Source organism: Bradyrhizobium sp. BR14999 (assembly GCF_056106085.1).
In genome coordinates, this window is the sequence record NZ_CM148536.1 from 1,089,916 (window position 1) to 1,114,493 (window position 24,578).

The 24,578-nt window shown below is 63.6% G+C and carries 25 protein-coding genes; 13 read left to right on the top strand and 12 right to left on the bottom strand.

Annotated elements, in window-relative coordinates; translation table 11 throughout:
• Positions 1-8: 8 nt before the first annotated feature.
• From hisA to hisB, 4 genes are all read right to left on the bottom strand, one after another.
• Entirely contained in the window at positions 9-749 is a 741-nt protein-coding gene (hisA, locus tag ACR9YP_RS05115; protein WP_438103723.1) for a 1-(5-phosphoribosyl)-5-[(5-phosphoribosylamino)methylideneamino]imidazole-4-carboxamide isomerase, read from the bottom strand.
• The gene (hisH, locus tag ACR9YP_RS05120; protein WP_091882563.1) at positions 737-1,387 is read right to left on the bottom strand and encodes an imidazole glycerol phosphate synthase subunit HisH; all 651 of its coding nucleotides are present in this window, start codon (positions 1,385-1,387) and stop codon (positions 737-739) included. Before hisH ends, hisA begins: the two co-directional genes overlap by 13 nt.
• Positions 1,384-1,914: a DUF2628 domain-containing protein gene (locus ACR9YP_RS05125; RefSeq protein ID WP_474219139.1), complete on the bottom strand. Its 531-nt coding sequence runs from the start codon at positions 1,912-1,914 to the stop codon at positions 1,384-1,386. Before ACR9YP_RS05125 ends, hisH begins: the two co-directional genes overlap by 4 nt.
• Positions 1,915-1,977: 63 nt before the next feature.
• Positions 1,978-2,571: an imidazoleglycerol-phosphate dehydratase HisB gene (gene hisB / locus ACR9YP_RS05130; RefSeq protein WP_091882569.1), complete on the bottom strand. Its 594-nt coding sequence runs from the start codon at positions 2,569-2,571 to the stop codon at positions 1,978-1,980.
• A gap of 223 nt (positions 2,572-2,794) precedes the next feature.
• Here hisB and hslV point away from each other — a divergent pair, with 223 nt between their 5' ends.
• The 5 genes from hslV (at position 2,795) to ACR9YP_RS05155 (ending at position 7,313) form a co-directional block, all read left to right on the top strand.
• The gene (gene hslV, locus ACR9YP_RS05135; RefSeq protein WP_091882572.1) at positions 2,795-3,355 is read left to right on the top strand and encodes an ATP-dependent protease subunit HslV; all 561 of its coding nucleotides are present in this window, start codon (positions 2,795-2,797) and stop codon (positions 3,353-3,355) included.
• A 174-nt stretch (positions 3,356-3,529) separates the two neighbouring features.
• Positions 3,530-4,015, top strand: coding sequence for a GNAT family N-acetyltransferase (locus ACR9YP_RS05140; protein WP_474219140.1), 486 nt, complete (start codon positions 3,530-3,532; stop codon positions 4,013-4,015).
• Positions 4,012-4,629: a DUF2585 domain-containing protein gene (locus ACR9YP_RS05145; RefSeq protein WP_474219141.1), complete on the top strand. Its 618-nt coding sequence runs from the start codon at positions 4,012-4,014 to the stop codon at positions 4,627-4,629. Before ACR9YP_RS05140 ends, ACR9YP_RS05145 begins: the two co-directional genes overlap by 4 nt.
• Positions 4,630-4,682: 53 nt before the next feature.
• The gene (hslU, locus tag ACR9YP_RS05150; protein ID WP_091882581.1) at positions 4,683-5,987 is read left to right on the top strand and encodes an ATP-dependent protease ATPase subunit HslU; all 1,305 of its coding nucleotides are present in this window, start codon (positions 4,683-4,685) and stop codon (positions 5,985-5,987) included.
• A 186-nt stretch (positions 5,988-6,173) separates the two neighbouring features.
• Positions 6,174-7,313 carry a hypothetical protein gene (locus tag ACR9YP_RS05155; RefSeq protein ID WP_474219142.1) on the top strand — a complete coding sequence of 380 codons (1,140 nt, stop codon included), beginning with the start codon at positions 6,174-6,176 and terminating at the stop codon, positions 7,311-7,313.
• 50 nt (positions 7,314-7,363) lie between these two features.
• Here the strand turns inward: ACR9YP_RS05155 and ACR9YP_RS05160 are convergent, their stop codons facing one another.
• The 3 genes from ACR9YP_RS05160 to ACR9YP_RS05170 are packed head-to-tail and all read right to left on the bottom strand — an operon-like array spanning position 7,364 to position 10,225.
• Positions 7,364-7,954, bottom strand: coding sequence for a Smr/MutS family protein (locus tag ACR9YP_RS05160; protein ID WP_438103713.1), 591 nt, complete (start codon positions 7,952-7,954; stop codon positions 7,364-7,366).
• Positions 7,951-9,552, bottom strand: a complete 1,602-nt coding sequence (gene mltA / locus ACR9YP_RS05165) for a murein transglycosylase A (protein ID WP_474219143.1) — start codon at positions 9,550-9,552, stop codon at positions 7,951-7,953. Before mltA ends, ACR9YP_RS05160 begins: the two co-directional genes overlap by 4 nt.
• Entirely contained in the window at positions 9,530-10,225 is a 696-nt protein-coding gene (locus ACR9YP_RS05170; RefSeq protein ID WP_474219144.1) for a Tim44/TimA family putative adaptor protein, read from the bottom strand. Before ACR9YP_RS05170 ends, mltA begins: the two co-directional genes overlap by 23 nt.
• 414 nt (positions 10,226-10,639) lie before the next feature.
• Here ACR9YP_RS05170 and secB point away from each other — a divergent pair, with 414 nt between their 5' ends.
• Entirely contained in the window at positions 10,640-11,125 is a 486-nt protein-coding gene (gene secB / locus ACR9YP_RS05175) for a protein-export chaperone SecB (RefSeq protein WP_091882589.1), read from the top strand.
• On the opposite strand, the gene dnaQ is transcribed toward secB, so the two are convergent.
• The 4 genes from dnaQ to ACR9YP_RS05195 are packed head-to-tail and all read right to left on the bottom strand — an operon-like array spanning position 11,122 to position 13,948.
• On the bottom strand, positions 11,122-11,838 hold the full coding sequence (gene dnaQ / locus ACR9YP_RS05180) for a DNA polymerase III subunit epsilon (protein ID WP_091882592.1): 717 nt from the start codon (positions 11,836-11,838) through the stop codon (positions 11,122-11,124). The two genes, secB and dnaQ, sit on opposite strands and share 4 nt — an antisense overlap.
• Before the next feature lie 30 nt (positions 11,839-11,868).
• Positions 11,869-12,468, bottom strand: a complete 600-nt coding sequence (gene coaE, locus ACR9YP_RS05185; RefSeq protein WP_438110469.1) for a dephospho-CoA kinase — start codon at positions 12,466-12,468, stop codon at positions 11,869-11,871.
• A gap of 23 nt (positions 12,469-12,491) precedes the next feature.
• Positions 12,492-13,100, bottom strand: coding sequence for a Maf family nucleotide pyrophosphatase (locus tag ACR9YP_RS05190; protein WP_438103711.1), 609 nt, complete (start codon positions 13,098-13,100; stop codon positions 12,492-12,494).
• A gap of 8 nt (positions 13,101-13,108) precedes the next feature.
• Positions 13,109-13,948: a pyruvate, water dikinase regulatory protein gene (locus ACR9YP_RS05195; RefSeq protein WP_091882598.1), complete on the bottom strand. Its 840-nt coding sequence runs from the start codon at positions 13,946-13,948 to the stop codon at positions 13,109-13,111.
• A gap of 524 nt (positions 13,949-14,472) precedes the next feature.
• Between ACR9YP_RS05195 and hemJ the strand changes: the two genes are divergently transcribed.
• From hemJ to ACR9YP_RS05230, 7 genes are all read left to right on the top strand, one after another.
• Positions 14,473-14,895, top strand: a complete 423-nt coding sequence (hemJ, locus tag ACR9YP_RS05200) for a protoporphyrinogen oxidase HemJ (RefSeq protein ID WP_091882604.1) — start codon at positions 14,473-14,475, stop codon at positions 14,893-14,895.
• A gap of 253 nt (positions 14,896-15,148) precedes the next feature.
• A complete protein-coding gene (gene rho / locus ACR9YP_RS05205; protein WP_091882608.1) occupies positions 15,149-16,414 on the top strand; it encodes a transcription termination factor Rho in 1,266 nt (421 codons plus the stop codon).
• A gap of 314 nt (positions 16,415-16,728) precedes the next feature.
• Positions 16,729-18,084 (top strand): tRNA uridine-5-carboxymethylaminomethyl(34) synthesis GTPase MnmE, encoded by a 1,356-nt coding sequence (mnmE, locus tag ACR9YP_RS05210; protein WP_438103708.1) that lies wholly within the window; start codon positions 16,729-16,731, stop codon positions 18,082-18,084.
• A gap of 501 nt (positions 18,085-18,585) precedes the next feature.
• On the top strand, positions 18,586-20,466 hold the full coding sequence (gene mnmG / locus ACR9YP_RS05215; RefSeq protein WP_438103707.1) for a tRNA uridine-5-carboxymethylaminomethyl(34) synthesis enzyme MnmG: 1,881 nt from the start codon (positions 18,586-18,588) through the stop codon (positions 20,464-20,466).
• Between the two features lie 141 nt (positions 20,467-20,607).
• Entirely contained in the window at positions 20,608-21,249 is a 642-nt protein-coding gene (rsmG, locus tag ACR9YP_RS05220) for a 16S rRNA (guanine(527)-N(7))-methyltransferase RsmG (RefSeq protein ID WP_474220998.1), read from the top strand.
• Positions 21,250-21,281: 32 nt separating this feature from the next.
• Positions 21,282-22,148, top strand: a complete 867-nt coding sequence (locus tag ACR9YP_RS05225) for a ParA family protein (protein ID WP_091882627.1) — start codon at positions 21,282-21,284, stop codon at positions 22,146-22,148.
• A gap of 156 nt (positions 22,149-22,304) precedes the next feature.
• Positions 22,305-23,189 carry a ParB/RepB/Spo0J family partition protein gene (locus ACR9YP_RS05230; RefSeq protein WP_438103705.1) on the top strand — a complete coding sequence of 295 codons (885 nt, stop codon included), beginning with the start codon at positions 22,305-22,307 and terminating at the stop codon, positions 23,187-23,189.
• A 289-nt stretch (positions 23,190-23,478) separates the two neighbouring features.
• Here ACR9YP_RS05230 and holA read toward each other — a convergent pair whose 3' ends face one another.
• On the bottom strand, positions 23,479-24,507 hold the full coding sequence (gene holA, locus ACR9YP_RS05235) for a DNA polymerase III subunit delta (RefSeq protein WP_438103703.1): 1,029 nt from the start codon (positions 24,505-24,507) through the stop codon (positions 23,479-23,481).
• Between the last annotated feature and the right edge of the window lie 71 nt (positions 24,508-24,578).

A 24,578-nucleotide genomic window follows, 5' to 3' on the forward strand; every position in this document is an offset into this window, starting at 1 on the left:
GATGTCTCCTAGTACGCGTTGCGGATCAGGGTGAGGGCGGCGGCGGGATCGAGCCGGCCGTCGTAGAGCGCGCGGCCGGCGATCGCGCCAGCGAGCTTCTTGGCGCGCGGCGTCAGCATCGCCTTGACGTCCTCGATCGAGGCGAGGCCGCCTGAGGCGATCACGGGAATGGAGATCGCGTCCGCCAGCGCAATGGTCGCGTCTAAGTTCAGGCCCTTGAGCAGCCCGTCGCGCGCGATGTCGGTGAAGATGATGGCGGCAACGCCGGCATCCTCGAAACGCTTTGCGATCTCCAGCACCGTGACCTGCGAGGTCTCGGCCCAGCCTTCGACCGCGACCTTGCCGTCGCGGGCATCGAGACCGACCGCGACGCGGCCGGGGAATTTCTTCGCCGCAGCCTTCACCAGCTGGGGATCGCGCACCGCGGCGGTGCCGATGATGACGCGGGTGATGCCCTTGTCGAGCCAGGCTTCGACGGTCGCGAGATCGCGAATGCCGCCGCCGAGCTGCACCGGGATCCTGATCGTCTTCAGCATCGCCTCGACGGCCTCGGCATTCACCGGCTTGCCGGCAAAGGCACCGTCGAGGTCGACGACATGGAGATACTCAAAACCCTGCTCGGCAAAGCTCTGCGCTTGCGCCGCGGGATCGAGGTTGAACACGGTCGCGCGCGCCATGTCGCCTTGCTCGAGGCGCACGCATTGGCCGTTCTTGAGGTCGATCGCGGGGAAGAGGATCACGGTTTCCATCGCAAAAAGTTCGAGATCAGGGCCAGGCCGAAACGCTGGCTCTTCTCGGGGTGAAATTGCGTGCCGATCGCGGTGTCCTTCGCGACGATCGCGGTGACAGGGCCGCCGTAATCGGCGCGCGCCAGCACGTCCGCCTCGTTGGCGGGATTAAGGTGATAGGAGTGCACGAAATAGGCGTGCTGGCCCTTAGGGCCAAGCGGCAGCTTGTTCAGCACCGGATGCTCGCGCAAAACCTCCAGCGTATTCCAGCCCATGTGCGGGATCTTCAGGTTCTCGTCGCGCGGCGTGATCTTCTCGACATCGCCGCCGATCCAATTCAGGCCGTCCGTCGTGACATGCTCCTTGCCGCGGCTTGCCATCAACTGCATGCCGACGCAGATGCCGAAGAAGGGCCGCGCCTTGACGCGCACCGCTTCGGTGATCGCCTCGACCATGCCGTTGACGGCATCAAGTCCGCGCCGGCAATCGGCAAAGGCGCCGACGCCCGGCAGCACCAGACGGTCGGCGCTGTAGGCCTGGTCCGGATCGCTGGTAACGAACACCTTTTGAGGGTTGTCCAGGCTGCGCGCGGCGCGCTCGAAGGCTTTCGCGGCGGAATGCAGGTTGCCGGAACCGTAATCGATGATGGCGACGCTCATCTTGACCCTCCCGGTTCTGGAAACAACCCAATGATGCCGCCCGCCGGCAATGGCGGCGGGTTCGAGAATTGCTGACCCGGTACGCTGCGGGTCGGCGGCGGGCCGCCGCGATCGACGGCCCATTGATCGTTGACGATGCCGTGCTGCTTCTGGCTCCAGCGCTCGAAGAAGCGGTGCTCGGCGGTGTCCTCTTTGTCGGCAATCACGACGTCGAGCTGCCGCCACCTGCCGCGTGAAAGAGTCCAGCGGCGCAGGCTCGAGGCCTCAAAGCCCATCAGCAGGGCGACAATGAGATTCGCGTAGAAGATCGACGAGCGCCCGAGACCGAGGCTGGACAGCCCCGCATTGAACGCGGCCATAAAGATCAGCCAGCCGATCAGCGCCAGCCACAGCCGATTCCACAGCAGCCAGACCGGGCCGAAGATCATCGCCCAGAAGTGGAAGCCGTCGCGCACGAAGACGAACTTGTCGGTGGCACGCAGATCGGCTCCGGCAGGAGAGGGAGCATGAACCGTGTAGACAGGCATGGTGATGCCCCGTTCTCTGAATTCAGTGATACCGGAGGCGGCGCCCGCCGCCGGACCGAGACGTCAGCCGCCGAGCGAGCCCTTGGTGGACGGGATTTCGCCCACAGCCTTCGGATCGATCGCGACCGCAGTGCGCAGCGCCCGCGCCAGACCCTTGAAGCAGGACTCGGCGATATGGTGGCTGTTATCGCCATATAGGGTCTCGACGTGAAGAGTCACGCCGGCGTTGATGGCGAAGGCCTGGAACCACTCGCGCACCAGCTCGGTGTCGAACTCGCCGATCTTGTCGCGGGGGAAGTCGGCCTTGAACACCAGGAACGGGCGACCCGAGATGTCGATGACCACGCGCGACAGCGTCTCGTCCATGGGCATGTGCACGCCGGCGTAGCGGGTGATGCCCGCCATGTTACCGAGCGCCTGCTTGACCGCCTGGCCGAGCGCAATGCCGGTGTCTTCGGTGGTATGGTGATGATCAATGTGCAGGTCGCCCACCGCCTTGACCGTGAGGTCGATGCGGGAATGGCGGGCGAGGAGATCGAGCATATGGTCGAAAAAGCCGATGCCGGTCGCGATATTGGCCACGCCGGTGCCATCGAGGTTCACAGTGACCTCGATGTCGGTCTCCTTGGTCTTGCGCTTGATCGTCGCGGTGCGCATCAAAACTAGCTTTCATCCTAGTTCGGGGCCGAAAACGCCGGTCTTTTAACAGCCAAATGACGCCTTCGCTACTGCGGGAACGGGTAGCCGGGCCTCTACTTCTGCCTATGGTGAGCGAATTAGGCCCGGAGCGGCCCGTTGTGCGCCGGTTGTCCGCCTGTTGTCCGCTGGTTGTCCCTTCGGCCCCGACCGCCTAAATCAGGCCCGACAACGAGGGTCATTCATGCAGGTTTCCCAGAACAGCTCGCCGGGCTGGCACGGCACCACGATTTTGACGGTCCGCAAGGGCGGCAAGGTGGTCGTCGGCGGCGACGGCCAGGTCTCGATCGGCCAGACCGTGATCAAGTCCAACGCCAAGAAGGTCCGCAAGCTCGGCAAGGGCGACGTCATCGGCGGCTTTGCCGGCGCCACCGCCGACGCCTTCACGCTCTTTGAGCGGCTGGAGAGCAAGCTCGAGCAATATCCGGGGCAGCTGACCCGCGCAGCGGTCGAACTGGCCAAGGACTGGCGCACCGACCGCTATCTGCGGCGGCTGGAGGCCATGATGATCGTGGCCGACAAGGACGTCTCGCTGGTCCTGACCGGCACCGGGGACGTGCTTGAGCCCGAGGCCGGCGTGATGGCGATCGGCTCCGGCGGCAATTATGCGCTCGCCGCGGCCCGCGCCCTGCTCGATACCGACAAGGACGCCGAGACCATCGTCCGCCGCTCCCTCGACATCGCCGCCGACATCTGCGTCTACACCAACCGGAATGTGACCATCGAGAGCCTGGCGACAGGGTAGGGCCTGCGGCTGAGCTCCGGACTGGCTGCAACCTCTCCCGCTTGCGGGAGAGGTCGCGCCGAGGGCGCGGGTGAGGGCTCTCTCCTCGTCGGGACTATCCCATTGCGGAAACACCCTCTCCCCAACCCTCTCTCGCAAGCGGGAGAGGGGGCGCAGCATCGCCGCGGCCAGCTAATGGCCATAACCTACATCTTCCGCCCGATGACCGCGGCCGATTTGCCGCTGATCCGGCGGTGGCTGGCCGAGACCCATGTGCGGGAATGGTGGGGCGATCCCGATGAGCAGCTTGCGCTGGTCAGCGGCGACCTCGCTGAACCCGCAATGGACCAGTTCATCGTGTTGGCCGGCAACAGGCCCTTCGGCTATCTTCAATGCTACCGCCTGACCGCCTGGAATACGGGATCCGGGCCGCAACCGGAGGGCACGCGTGGAATCGACCAGTTCATCGGCGAAAGCGACATGATCGCGTGCGGCCATGGCTCGGCGTTCATTCGCCAGTTCGTCGAGGCGCAGCTGCGGAACGGGGTGCCGCGGATCGTCACCGATCCTGATCCGCTCAACGCGCGCGCGATACGCGCCTACGAGAAGGCGGGCTTCGTCCGCGACCGCATGGTCGAGACGCCGGATGGACCGGCGGTGTTGATGGTGCGTGAATCGTGACGCTGACGAGCACGCAGCAGAGCAAGGTCGCGGTACCGCCGCTCGCCTGGGTCGGCATCGCGCTGCTGCTGCTGGCGCTGCAGGCCTCGATCCTGTTCGCGATGGGACGCGTGCCGATCTGCACCTGCGGCACGATCAAGCTGTGGCATGGCGTGGTGAACAGCTCGGAGAATTCCCAGCAGATCGCCGACTGGTACAGCTTCTCGCACGTCCTGCACGGCTTTCTGTTCTACGGTTTGAGCTGGCTGCTGTTCGCGCGACTGCCCGCGCTGCCTTTGTCATGGCCGGCGCGGCTGATCATCGCCATGCTGATCGAAGGCACCTGGGAGATCGTCGAGAACTCGCCGTTCATCATCGAACGCTACCGCGCCGGTACGATCTCGCTGGACTATTACGGCGACAGCATCGTCAACTCGGTCTCGGACACGGTCTTCATGGTGCTGGGGTTCCTCGTTGCCCGTGTGCTGCCGGTGTCAGTAACCATTCTGGTCGGGCTCGCCTTCGAAATCATGCTGGCGCTCCACATTCGCGACAATCTGACACTCAATATCCTGATGCTGATCCATCCGGTGGACGCCGTGAAGCAATGGCAATCCGGTCCGCCGATCATCTGATGGCCGAAAAAAGCGGCTTGTCCCAGGGCGCATCTGACCCTAGCTAAGGTGCCATGACAGACTTCTCCCCCCGCGAAATCGTTTCCGAACTCGACCGTTTCATCGTCGGCCAGGCCGATGCCAAGCGCGCCGTCTCGATCGCGCTGCGCAACCGCTGGCGGCGGCAGCAGCTCGAAGGCTCCTTGCGCGAGGAGGTGCTGCCGAAAAACATCCTGATGATCGGCCCCACCGGCGTCGGCAAGACCGAGATCGCGCGACGGCTCGCCAAGCTCGCAAATGCACCGTTCCTGAAGGTGGAAGCCACCAAGTTCACCGAGGTCGGCTATGTCGGCCGCGATGTCGAGCAGATCGTGCGCGATCTCGTCGAGGTCGCGATCGTCCAGGTGCGTGAACGCAAGCGCAAGGACGTGCAGGCGCGGGCGCAGCTAGCGGCCGAGGAGCGTGTGCTCGATGCGCTGGTCGGCGCCAATGCCTCTTCCGCAACCCGCGAATCCTTCCGCAAGAAGCTGCGCGCCGGCGAGCTCAACGACAAGGAAATCGAGATCGAGACGCAGTCGTCCGGCGGTGGCATGCCGATGTTCGAGATCCCGGGCATGCCGGGCGCGCAGATGGGTGCGATCTCGATCGGCGACATCTTCGGCAAGCTGGGCGGCCGCAGCAAGACGCGGCGGCTGACCGTCGAGGGCTCGCACGAGATCCTCGTCAACGAGGAATCCGACAAGCTCTTGGACACCGAGCAGCTCACGCTGGAGGCGATCAGCGCGGTCGAGAACAACGGCATCGTGTTCCTGGACGAGATCGACAAGATCTGTGCCCGCGACGGCCGCGTCGGCGGCGATGTCTCGCGCGAGGGCGTGCAGCGCGATCTCTTGCCGCTGATCGAGGGCACCTCGGTCTCGACCAAGCACGGCGCGGTCAAGACCGACCACATCCTGTTCATCGCCTCCGGCGCCTTCCACGTCGCAAAGCCGTCCGACCTGCTGCCGGAATTGCAGGGGCGCCTGCCGATCCGCGTCGAATTGCAGGCACTGACCCGCGACGACATGCGCCGCATCCTGACCGAGCCCGAAGCCTCGCTGATCAAGCAATATGTCGCCTTGATGCAGACTGAGGGCGTGACGCTCGACATCACCGATGGCGCGGTCGATGCGCTGGCAGACGTCGCCGTGGCCGTCAATTCCGCCGTCGAGAACATCGGCGCGCGGCGGCTCCAGACCGTGATGGAGCGGGTGCTGGACGAGATCTCCTTCACCGCCCCCGACCGCAATGGCGAGACGGTCCGGGTCGATGCCGACTACGTGCAGAAGCACGTTGGCGACCTCGCCAAGAATGCCGATCTGAGCCGGTTTATTTTGTAATTTTGCCCCGGCGCTGTATCTATTCCGCCGTCGTCCTGGCGAAAGCCAGGACCCATTACCCCCGGCGGTCCTTGTTGAAACAGATGGCGACTCCGATCTCGGCTCAAACGACCTTCTGTGGTTATGGGTCCCGGATCAGCGCTCGCTATGCTCGCTTGTCCGGGACGACGGCTGAGTTGGCCGCCAATGCGCAGGTGCGGCGTGCCCGCTAGCCTCCGGCAAAACCCCTGGCGCCTGCTGCTCGCGATCAACGCCGCCGTCCTCGTCGGTGTCTTCGTCCACAAGATTCAGCTGCCGCCTTACGTCCCCTATATCCATCTCATCGTCGACTACCATTTCGGCTTCATCAAGCGCGCGCTGATCGGGGCGGTCGTCGCGCTGTTCACGGCGAAGGTGCCGGTATGGCTGGTGTTCGCGCTCGGCGGCGTGACGTGGCTGGCGACGCTGGGGCTGTACGCAAGGCTGTTCCAGAAGACGTTCGGCTTCACCGCGAAGACGCTGCCACTGTTCGTCTTCACCGCGGGCTCGCCGTTCTTCCTCAAGAACTTCATGCATACGCTCGGCCATTTCGACATCTATGGCTGCGCGCTGGCGATCGTCCTCTTGCTGATGCCGGCGGGCTCGCTGCTCTTCGTGGCGACGGCTGCGTCGTTCTCGATCGTGCTCGTGTTGATCCATCACATCCATCTCTTGATGTATGTGCCGACGATCATCACCATCGTCGTGATCAGGCATTACCTGGCTTGCGGCTGCAATCGCACCAACATCACGTTCGGTGTCGCCGCTTTTGCCATCGTCTCCGCGCTGTTCTTCGCGGCGCAGTTTCTGGGAACGATGCCGATCCCGGAAGCGGATTTCGTCGCGTATCTCAAGAGCCGGATGGCCGATCCATCCCGCACCGATCTGCTGCAGTTCAGCTACATCTGGTATCAGCCGCTGGCGAAGGAGGTTGCCGACACCTGGGGCCGGCTGCCGCACAACATCCTCGGCGTGCCCGTGTTTGCGCTACTGATCTGGCTGCACACGCCGTTGTGGCGCTATCTTGCGAGCCTGATCGACGCGCTTGCGAAGGATATGCACCGGCGCCTCGTCCTCACGGCGTTGATCGGCATCAGCCTCGCCTATCTCGTGATGTTCGCGATGGTGTTCGACTATTCGCGCTGGATCTCGAACTGGGCGGTCTGCATGTTCCTGATCCTGCATGCGGTGAAGATGCTTCCCGCCACACACGAGACGCCGCCGATTCCGGCCGAGGATCGGAAGACGAACACCTTCGGCCTGATCATCACGCTGATCCCGCGCGTCGGAATCATCCGGCCGTTTTAGGCAGTGTGCTCCCTCTCCCGCTTGCGGGAGAGGTTGCAGCGAGTCCGCGGTTAATGCCTCGCCCGCCGAATCCGCACATATAGCGCACCTTCGCCGCCGTGCCCGATATGGGCCTCCTCGAAGCCGACGACGAAGGCGCGGAATTCCGGCAGGCTGAGCCATTCCGGAACCTGGCGGCGCAGCACGCCGCTTTCGCCGCCGCTGCGGCCCTTGCCCGTGATGACCAGGACGAAGGTCAGGCCGTCGTGCTGGGCGCGGTGCAGGAAGCCGGTCAACGCACGATGGGCGCGCGTCTGGGTCATGCCATGCAGGTCGAGCCGCGCTTCGATCTCGCTGCGCCCGCGCGACAGCTTTGCGCGCTCGCGCTTGCCGATCGGCGCCAATGGCGGGACGGACGGTTTTGCGACGCGCGGCACCGGCGCAGCGGCGACCGGCCTTGCGGTCGGCGCGGGTCTTGCGGACGGGATCGTCGGTGATGGCTCACCGCGCGGCGCGGCCGGCGCCTTCGTCACGCGAGACTTCCTCAGCGGCTTGACCTGTTTCGCAACATTGTCCCACAGTGCGCGCTCCTCCTCGCTCAGCGCACGGCGGCGCGGTGAAGTACGCGGCTCCAGCACGGGCGGACGGGATGATCGCTTCATTGCTGCGGGTGGGGACGACGATTCACGCGCTTGCGCTGTTCGCGGTCGGGCTTGATGTTGGGACGCGGCTCCGGCAGCGGCACCGGGCTCGCCACCGCAACGGTGGCGTCCTTGGCTTGTGGCACGGCAGGCGAGGGCGCGCCAGCCTTGGTTGATTCAGCAGCTTGCGCCGACGACGCCGCGTTCTTCGGATCCTTCGCCGGGTCGGTCTGCGGAAACAGCTTTGCGATCTTCTCCGAGGGACGCGGGTCCGGCACCGGTAGCCTCGCGCCGCGCGCGCTGGGATCGAGGCCCTTCGGCACCAGCATCACGAAATGCATGGGATGGCGCAGCCGCCCGGAGACGCGGCCGGCGTCCGCGCCCGCGCCGAAATAAAGATCGGCGCGCGCAGGTCCGATGATGGCCGAGCCGGTGTCCTGCGCGATCATCAGCCGGTGGAACGGTGTCTTGGCGCGTTCGGAATCGATCGGCAACTCGCCCTCGATGAAGAATGGCGTGCCGTAGACGTGCAGCGACTTGTCGACCGCGATCGAGCGGCCGGCCGTCAGCGGAATGCCCTGCGCGCCCACCGCCTCCTCCTTGTCGGAGAGATTGACCTCGCGGAAGAAGATGTAGGCGCGGTTCTGGCGGCGCAGCTCCTTGGCGCCGTCGGGATTCTGCGTCATCCATTCCCTGATCTTCTGCATCGACATCTCTTCCTTCGGAATGATGCCGCGCTCGATCAGAATGCGACCTACCGCCGTGTAGGGATAGCCGTTATAGGCGTCGTAATTGAGCCGGACCGTGCCGCCGTCGTCGAACTTGATCCGCGCCGAGCCCTGGATCTGCGCGAACAAGAGATCGGTGGGGTCCTTGAGCCAGGCGATCTCCAGCCCGCGGCCGGCGATCTTGCCGTCCTCGATCTCGCCGCGATCGTAATAGGGCACCAGCTTGCGGCGGCCGATCTTGCGATAGACCGGGCCCTTGTTGGGCAGGCTGACCGAGTCCTGCTTGTAGCCGCGCACGAACAGGTTGGACGGCCGGCGATAGACCGGAACGTTGTAGACGTCGGTCTGGGTCCGCGATCCCTCGAGCACCGGCTCGTAATAGCCGGTGACGAAGCCGTCGGGCTCGCCGAGGCGCGAGATGCGCAAGGGCGCAAAATTCTGCTCGAAGAAGGTTTTGGCTTTGGCGTCGTCGGTGAGCGCGAGCGATTTGGCGGCCCGGCAGGGCTCGCTCAGCGAGGCGCCAAGTGCTTTGGACTCAGCTTTGGATTCGGCCTTCGGCTCGGATACGCCGGTCTGCGCGTTGATCGACCGGCAGCTCGCACGGAACGTCTTGTAGGCGGCGAGATGATTGTCCTCGCTCCAGCCCTTCACGTCCGCCCAGGCCAGCGGCAGATATTGCGCGCCGGAAATCTCGAACGGCAGGGGAAGCTGCGGATAGGGCAAGGCCCGCGGCGGGGCGGCAGGCAATGTCGGAGGATGATGGTGGTGGCTGCGGTAGTGGCGCCGCGCCGCCTCAGCGCCGAGCGAAAACGACGACAGCACGACGACACCTGCGCAAAGCGCCGTCGCGCTGTTCTTCAAGAATATCTTAATTCGCGCTTCCGGTGCCAACCAGCTTCCAGTTCGGATCGCGAGAGGAGGTGTCGCGGGCGAAAGTCCAGATGTCGGTGATGTCGGCGACCGTGTCGGCGCTGCCGTCGACGATGTTGCCGGCCTTGTCGCGGGTGACCGAGATCATCTGCGAGACGAAGCGCACGGTGAGCTGAGCGGTGCGGTCGCGCAGCTCGGCGCCGACGAGCTCAGCCTTGTCGATCGAGACGAAACGCGTCTCGGTCTTCTGCTCGTTCTTCTCGCGCTCCTTGATTGCGGCATCGAAGCTCTCATAGACCTCCGACGACAACAGGTCGCGCAGCGCGCGGCGGTCGCCATTGGCGAAGGCCAGCACGATCATCTCATAGGCGCCACGGGCACCCGAGATGAAATGGCGCGGGTCGAAAGTGGAATCCTTGTCGACGATGGCGTCGAGACCTTGCGCGAGCGGGGTGCCCGGCTCGGCCAGGCCCTTCCAGCGGTCGGCGGGCGGGGCCGGCTCGGCCGTCGGCGCCAGCGGGGCCTGGTCGATCACCTTGCCCGGCATGGTCACGACGTTCTTGTCCTGGGCACCCTGGAGCGCATTGCGGTCGAACGGCGGCCGTTCGCTGCCGGTGCGCTGTCCCAGCACGCTGCGCAGCCGCAGAAAGATAAAGACCGCCAGCGCCAGGAAAATGATAGTGTAGATGTCCACGTCGTATTCGCTTTCTGGTCTTTGCTTTGGGTCTTCGATTTGAGGTCGTCGCCGGGAAAATCAATCCGGCCAGTAGACCGTTCCATACCGAAACGGCAAGTCTACATCACCATTTAGGTCCGCGCGTCTGGTCCCTGGGATGTAGGCACGAAATCTTGCCCGGCCAATGGCGCCTTTTGGCACAGCGCTGAGTGTAGCGCGTTTTATGCTTAAGGGGAAACCCGATCGTGCCCGGAAATCGCGCTTGTTCAATCGTTTAGGGCGCAATTTCGCGCAAAAGACCGGGGTGAAGGGCACAGGTGCGGGCGCGGCTCCGATATCTCACCCGGGGTCGTTCGTCCTTGTGGAATGAGGCGGCCCTATGTTAGCCAACCGCCGCGAAATTCAGCCCAAATCGGGTAAGGAGAGACTTTCATGACCAACGGTAACGGCACCCCTCCCGAGGCGGCCCAGGCTCCCCAGCTCAACGTGCTGGCGCAATATACCAAGGACCTCTCGTTCGAAAATCCGAACGCGCCGAGCTCGCTCCAGCAGCAGAGCCAGCCGCCCCAGATCAACATCCAGATCAACGTCAGCGCCAACAACCTCAGCGAACAGGAGTTCGAGGTGACGTTGTCGGTCGAGGGCAAGGCCGAGGCGGCGAGCAAGGTGATGTTCTCGTTCGAGCTCGCCTATGCCGGCGTGTTCCGGATCGCCAATGTGCCGAAGGAGAATTTGCATCCGCTGGTCATGATCGAGTGCCCGCGCCTGCTGTTCCCGTTCGCGCGCGAGATCATCGCGACCGCCGTCCGCGACGGCGGGTTCCCGCCGCTGATGCTGGATCCGGTCGACTTCGTCGGTCTCTATCGTCAGAACATGGAGCGGCAAATGGCCGCTCAGGGCCAAGCCGGTCAGGCCTAACCGGCCGCCACGGCAGCTGGAGCGGGCAGGTACTCGTTCCAGATCGCCTTGTCGCCAAACGTTGCGATGAAGGCCCGGTGGGCCTCGCGTTCGGCATCGGAAACCCGCGGCGCAAGCGGCACCAGGCGCTGTCGCCGCGGCGCTTCGCCGGTCGCACTGACGCGAATCTCCTCGGTATCCGAGGCCAGCAGCAACTGCGACTGCCGCGCCCCGACCAGATCGACATAGACCTCGGCCAGGAGCTCGGCGTCGAGCAACGCGCCGTGCTTGGTGCGGTGTGAATTGTCGATCGCATACCGCGAGCAGAGATCGTCGAGCCGGTTCGACACGCCGGGATGCTTGCGCCGCGCCAGCAGCAGCGTATCGACCAGCCGCTCGCGCGGGATCGCCGCGCGCTTGATCCGATCGAGCTCGGCATTGATGAAGCTGATGTCGAACGAGGCGTTGTGGATCACCAGCGGCGCATCGCCGATGAATTCCAGAAACTCGTCGACGACCTCGTGGAACAGCGGCTTGGTCGACAGGAATTCGGCCGATAGCCCGTGCACTGCGAAGGCCTCCGCGGGCATGTCCCTTTCGGGGTTCATGTAGCGGTGGAAGGTTTGTCCGGTCGGCATGCGGTTAAATATCTCGACACAGCCGATTTCGACCAGGCGATCGCCGCGGAGCGGATCGAGGCCGGTGGTTTCGGTATCGAGAACGATTTCGCGCATGATTGAGATGGCCGTGCAAAAATCGGCGAATCAGGCTCGCCGCTGCGGCATCTTAACGACCTCGGCCAGGATGTGCTTGATTTGAGCACGCACCGGGTCCAGCCCGTTTGAGGTATCCACCACGAAATCGGCGCGCTTGCGCTTTTCGGCGTCGGGCATCTGCTTGGCGATGATGGCGTCGAGCTTTGCCTCGTCCATCGTGCCGCGCGCCAGCACCCGCGCGCGCTGAAGTTCCGGCGAGGTCGAGACCACGACCACGGCGTCGACCCGTTTCTCGCCGCCGGTTTCGAACAGGAGGGGAATGTCCAGGACCACGACGGGGACCTTGGCCGCTTCGGCCTCGGCGAAGAATTTTTTGCGGGACTCGCCCAGCATTGGATGGACGATCTGCTCGAGCTGCTTGATCGCGGCGGGATCGTGCACGACGCGCGCGGACAGTTTGGAGCGGTCGACCTTGCCGTTGATGGTCGTGCCGGGGAAGGCAGCCTCGATCGCGGGAGCCGCTTCGCCCTCATACAAGTGATGAACAGCGGAATCGGCGTCGTAGACGGGAACACCAGCCTCCGCGAACAATTTCGCGGTGGTGGATTTGCCCATCCCGATCGAGCCGGTCAGTCCCAGGATCCGCATCAGCGCCCAGCCATGTCTGTCGTTCACACCGCAACTAGCCGCTCGCGGCGCAGGAACGCAAGCAGCGGCAGCAGCGGCAGGCCGAGAATGGTGAAATGGTCGCCCTCGATGCGCTCGAACAGATGAATACCCAGCCCTTCGAGCTGATAAGCGCCGACACTGGTCGTGACGGCGTCACCGGCGGCATCGAGATAGGCTGAAAGCTGGGCCTCGGTCATTTGCCGCATGGTCATGCGGGCTACCGAAACATCCTCGAAAACAATCTTTCCATCATGCGCTACCGCCACCGCTGAATTCAGCTCGTGGCTGTTGCCGGCGAGATCGCGCAACTGCGCCATCGCCTCGGGACGACCGGCGGGCTTGTTGAAGAGGCGCTCGCCAAGAGCCAGGGTCTGGTCGGCGCCGATCACATAGCTTCCGGGATGAAGAGCCGAGACTGCCTTGGCTTTCTCACATGCCAGCAGCAGAGCAATTTCGCGCGGGTTTGAACGTTTCGACGCAGCCTGAAGGCCGCGCTCGTCGATGTCAGCCGTCACGCTCTCGAATTCGAAGCCAGCATTCGCCAGCAGCATTTTCCGCGCGCTGCTTTGCGAGGCCAGGATCAACGGAGATGTGCCGCGCCACAGACCCATCGCGAGAACTATTCCGAGGGCCGGTTGCGCTGGCGATCGGTGTAGAGCTTCATGATCGCCGCGGCGGTTTCCTCGATCGAGCGTCTTGTGACATCGAGCAGCGGCCAATCATGCTTGGCGCTGAGCTTGCGCGCGAACGCGACCTCCTCGGTGACCGATTGCTTGTCGGTGTAGGTGTCGCTGCCGGACTCGGCTCCCATAGAGAGCAGGCGATTCTGACGGATCTGGATCAGCCGTTCCGGCGTCGCATGCAGGCTGACGACCAGCGGCCGCGTCAGCGTTTCCAATTGCGAGGGCACCGGAATGCCCGGAACCAGCGGCACGTTGGCGGTGCGGATGCCGCGATTGGCGAGATAGATCGACGTCGGCGTCTTCGAGGTGCGGGACACACCCACCAGCACCACGTCGGCCTCGTCGAGACCTTCGACATGCTGGCCGTCGTCGTGGATCATGGTGTAGTTCAGCGCATCGATGCGCTTGAAATATTCCGCATTGAGCACGTGCTGGGCGCCGACGCGACCCGTGGTCGCAGCGCCGAGATACGCTTCAAACAGCTGCATCACCGGGCCGATGATGGACAGGCTCGGAACGTTGATCTCCTTGCACTTGTTCTCGAGCCTGAAGACCAGATCCTTCTCCAGCAGCGTGAACAGCACGATTCCCGGCGCCTCCTCGATCTCGTCGAGCACGCGATCGAGCTGCTTCTGGCTGCGCACCAGCGGATAGACATGCTCGACCGGCGTCACGTTGGCATATTGAGCCGCGACCGCGCGCGCCACGGTGATGAGCGTCTCGCCCGTGGAGTCGGAGACCAGGTGCAGATGGAAATAGTTGTTCGAGGTCGGCACAAAAACTCTTTGAATTTTGGTGGGGCAGTTTGTGGATTTCTGTGGAGCTTAACCTCTCGGAAAGGGATGTGCGACACCAGGGACGGGACAACGGCCAATTTTCTTCACACCGCTGCCTGTCAGAACAAGTTTGCCGGCCGTCCGGCGCGGAAACAGGATTGCGCGGACAACCCTCTTGATAAGCTGCCGACAAGCGGGCGCAAGCCCCTGAGCTCGGGTCACTTATTTCGACGGCCCAGATCGGCACAGGATATGTTGATGGATGTGAACAAGCGCGCGTGAAGCGGCGGACCGAATTGTGTGAGTCCAATCCACGGTCACAAAGACTCAAACCTTAAGATTCTAAAATTTTTAGGTTTAGAAGAGCCGAGCACGCGGATATGTGTGTGCGCCCAAATCTATGAATGAATTCTTACCGGACACCTTCCATCCACTGTTCGGTGAGCAGAAAGCGGTTTCGAGCAGAATGGATCCCGGTTCGCGTCGGCAAAGCGGGTCGAAAACAAGAATGGAAGGCTGCCGGCATGTATGAGTGGATCAAGGCGCTGCACGTGATCGCCGTCATCTCCTGGATGGCGGGCATGCTCTATCTGCCGCGGCTGTTCGTCTATCACTCCGAGGCCGAAATCGGATCGAAGCAGTCGGAAACATTCAAGGTCATGGAGCGCCGGCTGCTCAAGGCGATCATCAATCCTGCCATGATGGTCACCTGGCTCGCCGGGCTCTATCTCGCCTGGTCCGGCCATTGGTTCAGCTCCGGCTGGTTGCACGTAAAACTGGCACTGGTCCTGGCAATGTCCGCGGTCCACGGCTTTTTTTCCCGCTGGCTGAAGGATTTCGCCGCCGACCGGCGCCCGCGGACCCAGAAATTCTATCGAATTATCAATGAGGTGCCGACCGTCCTGATGATTTTCATCGTGATCATGGTGATCGTGAAGCCGTTCTAGGCAAGGCGCGCGACGAATCGCTCAGCGCTTCGGCTTGCGGAGCAGGAAGCGATTTTCTATATTATCGATATCCCACCCAACGCAGGCGGATGTGGTTGTGTCCGAGCTTTCCAGAGGCCGGACACCGCATCAGGTTTGAAGCCTCACCGGCACTCACCTTGCCAGACCTGCGGACCTTACCTGCACCTGCTCGCGTCCGCATTTCAGAGCCACCTCGCACCCCCTTCCAAGGTTACCCCACAGGACCACCCCAATGCGGGAAATTAAACTCCAGGACCTCAAGTCGAAAACCCCGGCCGAGCTCGTCTCGTTCGCGGAAGAGAAAGGGGTCGAGAACGCCAGCACCCTGCGCAAGCAGGAGCTGCTGTTCGCCATCCTAAAGCAGCTCTCGATTCAGGAAACCGACATCGTCGGTGAGGGCGTTGTCGAGGTGCTCTCCGACGGCTTCGGCTTTCTTCGCTCGCCCGATGCGAATTACTTGCCAGGCCCTGACGACATCTATGTTTCGCCCTCGCAGATCCGCCGTTTTGGCTTGCGCACCGGCGACACCATCGAGGGCCATATTCGCAGCCCGAAAGAGGGCGAGCGCTATTTCGCGTTGCTGAAGGTCAACACGCTCAATTTCGAGGATCCGGAAAAGGCCAAGCACAAGGTCAATTTCGACAACCTCACGCCGCTGTTTCCGAATCAGCGCTTCCGCATGGAGATCGACGATCCCACGCGCAAGGATCTCTCCGCACGTGTGATCGACATCGTCGCGCCCATCGGCAAGGGTCAGCGCGCGCTGATCGTCGCGCCGCCGCGCACCGGTAAGACCGTGCTGATGCAGAACATCGCGCATTCGATCACCGCGAATCACCCGGACTGCTATCTGATCGTGCTCCTGATCGACGAGCGTCCGGAAGAAGTCACGGACATGCAGCGTTCGGTGAAGGGCGAGGTGGTGTCCTCGACCTTCGACGAGCCGGCGGTGCGCCACGTTCAGGTCGCCGAGATGGTGATCGAGAAGGCCAAGCGCCTGGTCGAGCATGGCCGCGACGTCGTGATCCTGCTCGATTCGATCACCCGACTGGGGCGCGCCTACAACACCGTGGTGCCGTCATCCGGCAAGGTGCTGACCGGCGGTGTCGACGCCAACGCGCTGCAGCGCCCGAAGCGCTTCTTCGGTGCCGCCCGCAACATCGAGGAGGGCGGCTCGCTGACAATCATCGCGACCGCGCTGGTCGATACCGGCAGCCGCATGGACGAAGTCATCTTCGAAGAGTTCAAGGGCACCGGTAACTCGGAGTTGATCCTGGACCGCAAGGTCTCGGACAAGCGCACCTTCCCGGCGATCGACATCTCGCGCTCCGGCACCCGCAAGGAGGAGCTCATCACCGATCCGCAGGTGCTCAAGAAAATGTACGTGCTCCGCCGCATCCTCAACCCGATGGGCACCATGGATGCGATCGACTTCCTGCTCGACAAGCTGCGCTCGACCAAGAGCAATTCGGAGTTCTTCGACTCGATGAATACTTGAATGCAGTGCAGCGAAAAGTGGAGGGCGCCTTCGGGCGCCCTTTTTCATTGTGCAGCTTTGCTGCGGCGAATTGCAGCAGATTAGCGGCCCTCTCGCTCGACCCCGATTTTCGGTTAAGCCTTTGACAGAATACAATAAGATTGAATCTGGTTGAGCCTGCTGGGCCTGAGCGGCTGGATCCTGCAGCAAAATTGCCGCAGTTTTATTGCATCGCAATATAATCCTTTGCTGCGGGACTTGGCGCAGCAAAACTAGGCCACTTGGCGTTCGAAATGGTGGATTTGCCTTTTCTTCCGCAGCCGGACAAATAGGCCATGCATCCGCAAGACCAGACCATCTTTGCGCTGTCGTCCGGCCGTCCGCCGAGCGCGATTGCGATGGTGCGCGTCTCCGGGCCGCAGGCCGGCGTGGTGTTGACGACGCTGACGGGTACGCTGCCTGCGCCGCGGCAGGCCAGCCGCCGATTGCTCCGTGACGGTATGGGCCAACCGATCGACGACGCAGTCGTGCTCTGGTTTCCGGGACCGGCAAGCGCGACCGGCGAGGACGTCGCCGAATTCCACGTCCATGGCGGACGTGCGGTGCTCTCGGCGCTTCTCGCATCTATTTCTGATATACCGAATGCGCGGGCGGCCGAGCCTGGTGAGTTCACGCGGCGCGCGTTCGAGAACGGCAAGCTCGACCTCACCGAGGCCGAGGGCCTCGACGATCTCATCCACGCCGACACCGACCGCCAGCGGCGTCAGGCGCTGCGCCAATTGCAAGGCCTGCTCGGCCATCGCGCGCGCGATTGGCGTGAGCGCATCATCGAGGCTTCTGCCCTGATCGAAGCCGGCATCGATTTCTCGGACGAGGGCGATGTGCCTGCCGAGCTCCTGGCGCCGGCCATCAAGGCGATCCGAGCGCTGCATGGTGAAATTGCGGAAGTCCTTGCGGCACAGGGACAAGCTGAACGTCTGCGCGATGGCCTAGTGGTTGCGATCGCCGGCGAGCCGAATGTCGGCAAGTCGACGCTGATGAATCAACTCGCCCGCCGCGAGGTCGCGATCGTCTCGCCGCACGCCGGCACCACACGCGATGTGATCGAGGTGCAGCTCGATCTCGACGGATACCCCGTGACGGTGATCGACACCGCCGGCATTCGCGAGACCGATGACCCGGTCGAGCAAGAGGGCGTGCGCCGGGCACGGGCTAGGGCCGAAGACGCAGATCTCGTACTGTGGCTGGTGGAGGGATCGCAGGCCATCGATCCCGACGCGGCGCGGTCGCTGTGGAAGGCCGGCGAAGGCGATCGGACCGGTGGCTCGATCTGGATCGTGCGCAACAAGATCGATCTCGGTGGGGTGGGGGAAGCCGGGCGGCGCAGCGAGTTCGATATCTCGGCGAGCCGGGGCGATGGCATTCCTCAGCTGGTCGACGCGATGGTGACATTTGCCTCTGAATTCTTTGGGACCAGCGAGGGCGCATTGGTGACCCGGGCGCGCCAACGCGACCTGTTGCGCCAAGCGGCAGACAGCTTGCGCCGAAGCTTGGAGCTTGTAGAAGAGGGCGAAGAACTCGCCGCCGAGGAACTACGGGCCGCCGCCTATGCCCTGGGTCGGCTGCTGGGCCGGGTGGATGTCGAAGACGTCCTTGGGGCCATCTTCCAGAAATTCTGTATCGGAAAGTAGTGCTAGTTCTTCATTGTAGGACTAGCGCTTGTTCCATTTCTTGCGTTTCACGTGAAACGGCGGGGACCGTTTATTCCACGTGAAACAGGTTTCGGCCTTAGCCCTCTTCAATTAAGCCCGAAGACAATGACGGCCGGGAGCCGGAAAAACCTAGCGCTCAATCTCGCCAATGCTTCGATCCCCGGGCATTTAAACAGGGAGCAAGAGCAACGCCCCGCCCGTCATTGCGAGCGCAGCGAAGCAATCCAGCGTCTCTCCGCGGAGGCAGACTGGATTGCTTCGTCGCAAGGGCTCCTCGCAATGACGGCTTTGCAATCCCCAACCCCATCGAAGCGCTCTCGTTTCACGTGAAACAACTGTCGTTCAACGCCCTTTCTACTGTGCATGGGGTTGTTTTCACGAAATCGCTTTCGCCTTCCCGCCCCCACCGTTTCACGTGAAACATCCGCCCTCGCCAGTTTCCGCTTCCGGCTTCTCCGCCTCTGAGCTAGAAGTCCGCTCATGCGAACAGAGCGAGAGAGTTTCGACGTCATCGTCATTGGCGGCGGTCACGCCGGCTGTGAAGCCGCGGCTGCTGCTGCGCGGATGAGTGCAACGACAGCTCTGGTGACGCACCGTTTCTCCACCGTCGGCGCCATGTCCTGCAACCCCGCCATTGGCGGCCTCGGCAAGGGCCATCTGGTCCGCGAAGTCGATGCTCTCGATGGTCTGATGGGCCGGGTCAGCGACGCCGGCGGCATCCAATTTCGCGTCCTCAATCGCCGCAAGGGTCCGGCTGTCCGTGGTCCTCGCGCTCAGGCCGACCGGAAGCTCTATGCGGCCGCGATGCAGGCCGCGATCAGGGAAACCGAGGGTCTTTCCGTCATCGAGGGTGAGGCTGACGAGCTGATCGTGGTGGAAGGCCGGGTCACCGGTCTGCGCCTGGCTGATGGCCGGCAGCTTCGGGCAGGGGCGATTGTCGTCACCACCGGCACCTTCCTGCGCGGTCTGATCCATCTCGGCGAGAAGAATTGGCCCGCCGGTCGCGTCGGGGAGGCACCGGCGATGGGGCTTTCCGGCTCCTTTGAGCGCGCTGGCTTTACCCTCGGGCGGCTGAAGACGGGGACTCCGCCCCGTCTGGACGGCACCACGATCGATTGGTCGGCGGTGGAAATGCAGCCCGGAGACGAACCACCGGAGCCGTTCTCAGTGATGACGGAGCGGATCACGACCCCGCAGATCCAGTGCGGGATCACCCGGACCACCTCGGCGACCCATGAGGTGATCCGCGCCAATGTCCATCGCTCCCCGATGTACTCCGGCCAGATCAAGAGCTCCGGTCCGCGCTATTGTCCGTCGATCGAGGACAAGATCGTCCGCTTCGGCGACCGTGATGGCCATCAGATCTTCCTGGAGCCGGAAGGGCTCGACGACACGACCGTCTATCCCAACGGCATCTCGACCTCGCTCCCCGAAGAGGTCCAGCTCGCGATCCTCGCCAGCATTCCGGGCCTGGAGCGGGTGAAGATGGTCCGTCCGGGCTATGCCATCGAATACGACCACATCGATCCCCGCGAACTCGATCCGACCCTCCAGACCAAGCGTTTGCGCGGTCTGTTCCTGGCAGGGCAGATCAACGGCACTACCGGATACGAAGAGGCCGCCGGGCAGGGCATCGTGGCCGGGTTGAACGCCGCGCTCTCGGCGAGCGGGGCCGCGCTGATCGTGTTCGACCGGGCGGATGGCTATCTCGGTGTGATGATCGACGACCTCGTCACGCGCGGGATTAGCGAGCCCTATCGGATGTTCACCTCCCGGGCCGAATACCGGCTGACGCTGCGGGCCGACAACGCCGACCAGCGTCTGACCGAGAAGGGCATCGCCTTGGGGTGTGTCGGCACTGCCAGGATGCAGCACCATCGCGCCAAGATGGATGCCCTGAACGCAGCCCGGACGCTCTCGAAGTCGCTCGCGATTACCCCGAACGAGGCGATCAAGCACGGACTGTCCCTGAACCGCGATGGCCAGCGCCGGTCCGCCTTCGAGCTGATGGCGTATCCAGATATTGGCTGGAGCCAGGTCCGCGCGATCTGGCCGGAGCTGTCGGCGATCGACCCTGTCATCGCCACCCACCTCGAGATCGACGCCAAATACGACGTCTATCTGGAGCGACAGAGCGCTGATGTCGAAGCCTTCCGGCGCGACGAGGGGATGGTGTTGGCTGAGGTCGACTACCAGCAGGTCCCCGGTCTCTCCAATGAGGTGCGGGCCAAGCTGGAAAAGGCCCGGCCGTTCACGGTCGGCCAGGCCGGCCGGATCGATGGGATGACGCCGGCGGCGCTTGGCATTCTCGCTGCCTATCTGCGGCGCGAGGCACGGAAGACCTCAAAGGCGATCGCATAGGCGTTTCACGTGAAACAGCGCGGGCCGAGAGGCGGCAGATCGTCATCAAGAAAATCCGCGGCGGGTGAGGGCGCCGGTGGTCGACCCGAACCGAGGCCGACCAGACCGAAGGTCGACAAGGCCAGCGCCACAGATCAATCACTGGACGCGGTCATCGCTGCCGACAAGATCGCGGCGCTCGAGCTCGCGCCCGTTTCACATGAAACGGAAGACCGGCTCGATCGCTACATCGCCTTGCTCCGGGAGTGGCAGGCCAAGACCAACCTGGTGGCGCCCTCGACGCTGCCCCATCTTTGGACCCGGCACATCGCCGACTCGCTTCAGCTCGTTGATCTCGCGCCGGCGGCAAAACGCTGGGCCGATCTTGGCAGCGGCGGTGGCTTTCCGGGCGTCGTGCTCGCCTGCGCCATGGCCGGGACGCCGGATGCCCGCGTCCATCTCGTCGAGCGAATCGCCAAGAAGGCCGCATTCCTGCGCGAGGCGATTCGCGTCACCACATCTCCGGGGCTCGTACATCTCGCTGAGATCGGGGATAATGTGGATAGAATCACCGGCCCCGTCGATTGCGTCACCGCGCGCGCGTTGGCTCCGTTACATCAACTTATCGGCTTTGCGGAGCCGCTGATGCGCCAGGGCGCAAAGGCGTTGTTTCTCAAGGGTCAAGATGTAGAGGCTGAATTGACCGAAGCCGCTAAATATTGGAATATTCAGACTCAGCTCCATCCAAGCCGCACCGGTGACGGGTGGATCGTGGAACTGACGTCCGTCGAACGGCGCGGGTGAGGCGTTCAGGGGCCTGAGTGGGGGAATTTGCGATGAGCGTGATTGACGAGCCGCAGCAAGAACAGGACGCCCAAGAGACCAATGAGGTGCCGCATGGCCACCCGCGCATCCTGGCGCTGGCGAATCAGAAGGGCGGCGTGGGAAAAACAACCACAGCGATCAACCTCGGCACGGCGCTCGCGGCGATCGGTGAACGTGTCCTGATCGTCGATCTCGACCCGCAGGGCAACGCCTCGACCGGCCTCGGCATCGATCGTCGCAACCGTTCCTGCTCCACGTATGACGTGCTGGTCGGCGAAGCCGCCTTGCGCGAGGCGGTGGTCTCGACCGCGGTGCCCCGGCTGCACATCGCGCCCTCGACCATGGACCTCTCCGGCCTCGAGCTCGAGCTCGGCACCACGCCCGGCCGCGCCTTCAAGCTGCGCGACGCCATCGGCGCGCTCAACAACAACGTCTCGCCGGACGCCGACTACACCTATGTGCTGATCGACTGCCCGCCCTCGCTCAACCTGCTCACGGTGAATGCGATGGCGGCGTCCGATGCGATCCTGGTGCCGTTGCAATGCGAGTTCTTCGCGCTCGAAGGTCTGTCGCAATTGCTGCAGACGGTCGAGCAGGTGCGCTCGACGCTCAATCCGAACCTGTCGATCCACGGCATCGTGCTGACCATGTTCGACTCGCGCAACAACCTCTCGAACCAGGTCGTTGCCGACGTCCGCCAGTTCATGGGCGAGAAAGTCTACAAGACCATGATCCCGCGCAACGTGCGCATCTCGGAAGCGCCGTCCTACGGCAAGCCGGTGCTGGTCTACGATCTCAAATGCGTCGGCAGCGAAGCTTACTTGCGGCTCGCCACCGAAGTGATCCAGCGCGAGCGCGAGCTGCGCATGACGCATTGACGCTGCCGTAAGGTGGGCAAAGCGAAGCGTGCCCACCAAAACCATTCGATTGAAAGATGGTGGGCACGGCGCGAAGACGCGCCTTTGCCCACCCTACGATCGAGAGTCTGAAATTCAGTTCTGGAGTGCTGCACCGTGAATCCAAGGGAGCTGGCGATGGCCGACGAAGCGCGTTCGCGACTGGGCCGAGGTCTTGCGAGTCTGATCGGTGATGTCGGCGGCGAGGCTCAGCATGTCGATCGTCCGCGCGCGCAGCGCAAGGTGCCGATCGAATTCATCAAGGCCAATCCGCGCAACCCGCGCCGTACCTTTTCAGAGGCCGAGCTCAAGGAGCTCTCCGACTCCATCAAGCAGCATGGCGTGATCCAGCCGATCGTGGTGCGACCGGTGAAGGGCGCACAGGACCGCTATGAGATCATCGCCGGCGAACGGCGCTGGCGCGCCTCGCAAATGGCTGGCCTGCACGAGGTGCCGATCGTGCCGGTCGACATCAGCGATAGCGATGCGCTGGAGTTCGCGATCGTCGAGAATGTGCAGCGCGAAGACCTCAACCCGATGGAAGAGGCGCAGGGCTATCACGCGCTCGCCAACGAGTTCAAACGCAGCCAGGACGACATCGCAAGAGTCGTTGGCAAGAGCCGCAGCCACGTCGCCAACATGATGCGGCTGACGAAGCTGCCGGCCGAGGTGCAGGCCTTCATCGCGACCGGCGAACTGACGGCCGGCCATGCCCGCGCGCTGATCGGCGTGCCCGATCCGCTCGCGGCCGCCAAGCGCATCGTCGAGGAGGGCCTCAATGTCCGTCAGGCCGAGGCGCTCGCGCACGAGGAGGGCGTGCCCGAGCGCAAGCCGCAGAAGGCGCGCGCTGGGACGAAGGAAAAGGACCCTGATACGATCGATCTCGAAAAGCGCGTCAGCGACGCACTCGGGCTCAAGGTCACCGTCAATCACCGCGATCCCGGCGGCTCCGTGCAGATCAACTATCGCAACCTCGATCAGCTCGACGAGGTGATGAAGCGGCTGGCGAAGGGCGGGATTTAATCGCCCTCGCTGTCGTCCCGGCGCAGGCCGGGACCCATACCGCGTGATCTATCGATAGGATATCAAGGCCAATACCGCCCACCAAATTACTCGCGGTGGCAATGGGTCCTGGCCTTCGCCAGGACGATGCTGGAAAGGCAGCAGCCGTTTCTCTCCACCGTCATTGCGAGCGAAGCGAAGCAATCCAGAATCTTTCCGCGGAAGGATTCTGGATTGCTTCGTCGCAAGTGCTCCTCGCAATGACGGTGCTGAGAGAGCTGCGCTTGCAATGACGTGGTGAGAGCCGCACTCACCCCCGCCGCTTCGCATTCGCGGCGATCGCCATCAGCGTGCGCTGGGCGATGGCGGCGGCGAGGGTGGATTGTTTGCGGGTCTCGAGCGCGGCCGTCGCGAGCTGCTCGATGATGGCGGCAAGCCGGACCGGGCTGAAATTGCGCAGCGCTGTTTCGACCGCGGGCTTTCGCGAGAAGTGCAGCCGTGGAAAGCCGCCGTCGAGCACGGCGGAGGCGGGCGTGCCGTCGGCAATCGCGAGCGCCGATTTGTGCAGCCACGCGGCCTGACGCTGCGCGGCGGAGATGATCACACCGGGATAGGTGCCGGCGATCATGGCCTTGGCGAATTCGGTCTCGACGATGTCGGGCCGGCCGGCGAAGGCGCCGTCGACGATGGGATCGAGCTTCAGCTCGGAGGCGTCGGCGACCACGGACATCACGTCATCCAACGTGATCTCGCCTTTGCCATGGGCATAGAGGGTGAGCTTGCGCAGCTCGTTGCGCGAGGCCTGACGGTCGCCGCCGAGGAACGACATCAGCGCGGCCCGGGCATCCTGCGCGATGCGCAAATTGGCGGTGCGGAGCTCGTCCTCCATCAGCTTGGCGAGGTCGCGCTCGGTGTCGGGGTAGCAGCCGATTGCGACCGCCGTCTTGGCGCGCTCACAGGCTTTGCGCAGCGGCGATTCCGGACGCAGCTCGCCGGCCTCGATCACGATGCGGCAATCTTTCACGCTCATCTCGGCCAGGGTGTCGATGCCGCTGGCAAAGCTGCGCGAGCCGGCGCGGACGCGGATGGCGCGGCGGCCGCCGAACAGCGGCACGGTCATGGCCTCGTCGACGAGGCGCGACGGCTCGGCGGAGAGCTCGTCGCCATCGAGCCTCACGAGTGAGAATGGATCGTTGGGATCGTCGACGGCGGATGCGATCAGCGCATCGGCGCGCTCGCGCACGAGGCCCGCATCAGGACCGTAGAGCAGGATGATCGGACGGCCCGCATCGGGGCGGGCGAGGAAGGCATCGATCTCTTTTCCGCGCAGCGCGACCATGGCCTAGATCGTCATTCCGGAGCGCGCGTAGCGCGAACTACGGTGCACAATTGCGCACCAGAGAAACCAGA

Bases quoted from the DNA above. Each gene is read 5' to 3' on its own strand.
- ACR9YP_RS05160 (WP_438103713.1), bottom strand. From the start codon at position 7,954: ATGAAGCGATCATCCCGTCCGCCCGTGCTGGAGCCGCGTACTTCACCG.
- ACR9YP_RS05155 (WP_474219142.1), top strand. From the start codon at position 6,174: ATGCGCAGGTGCGGCGTGCCCGCTAGCCTCCGGCAAAACCCCTGGCGC.
- hslV (WP_091882572.1), top strand. From the start codon at position 2,795: ATGCAGGTTTCCCAGAACAGCTCGCCGGGCTGGCACGGCACCACGATT.
- mnmG (WP_438103707.1), top strand. From the start codon at position 18,586: ATGCGAACAGAGCGAGAGAGTTTCGACGTCATCGTCATTGGCGGCGGT.
- ACR9YP_RS05190 (WP_438103711.1), bottom strand. From the start codon at position 13,100: ATGGGTCTGTGGCGCGGCACATCTCCGTTGATCCTGGCCTCGCAAAGC.
- hisB (WP_091882569.1), bottom strand. From the start codon at position 2,571: ATGCGCACCGCGACGATCAAGCGCAAGACCAAGGAGACCGACATCGAG.
- hisA (WP_438103723.1), bottom strand. From the start codon at position 749: ATGGAAACCGTGATCCTCTTCCCCGCGATCGACCTCAAGAACGGCCAA.
- ACR9YP_RS05230 (WP_438103705.1), top strand. From the start codon at position 22,305: ATGGCCGACGAAGCGCGTTCGCGACTGGGCCGAGGTCTTGCGAGTCTG.
- coaE (WP_438110469.1), bottom strand. From the start codon at position 12,468: ATGCGGATCCTGGGACTGACCGGCTCGATCGGGATGGGCAAATCCACC.
- dnaQ (WP_091882592.1), bottom strand. From the start codon at position 11,838: ATGCGCGAAATCGTTCTCGATACCGAAACCACCGGCCTCGATCCGCTC.
- mnmE (WP_438103708.1), top strand. From the start codon at position 16,729: ATGCATCCGCAAGACCAGACCATCTTTGCGCTGTCGTCCGGCCGTCCG.
- ACR9YP_RS05225 (WP_091882627.1), top strand. From the start codon at position 21,282: ATGAGCGTGATTGACGAGCCGCAGCAAGAACAGGACGCCCAAGAGACC.
- hslU (WP_091882581.1), top strand. From the start codon at position 4,683: ATGACAGACTTCTCCCCCCGCGAAATCGTTTCCGAACTCGACCGTTTC.
- hemJ (WP_091882604.1), top strand. From the start codon at position 14,473: ATGTATGAGTGGATCAAGGCGCTGCACGTGATCGCCGTCATCTCCTGG.
- ACR9YP_RS05140 (WP_474219140.1), top strand. From the start codon at position 3,530: ATGGCCATAACCTACATCTTCCGCCCGATGACCGCGGCCGATTTGCCG.
- rho (WP_091882608.1), top strand. From the start codon at position 15,149: ATGCGGGAAATTAAACTCCAGGACCTCAAGTCGAAAACCCCGGCCGAG.
- ACR9YP_RS05125 (WP_474219139.1), bottom strand. From the start codon at position 1,914: ATGCCTGTCTACACGGTTCATGCTCCCTCTCCTGCCGGAGCCGATCTG.
- secB (WP_091882589.1), top strand. From the start codon at position 10,640: ATGACCAACGGTAACGGCACCCCTCCCGAGGCGGCCCAGGCTCCCCAG.
- holA (WP_438103703.1), bottom strand. From the start codon at position 24,507: ATGGTCGCGCTGCGCGGAAAAGAGATCGATGCCTTCCTCGCCCGCCCC.
- hisH (WP_091882563.1), bottom strand. From the start codon at position 1,387: ATGAGCGTCGCCATCATCGATTACGGTTCCGGCAACCTGCATTCCGCC.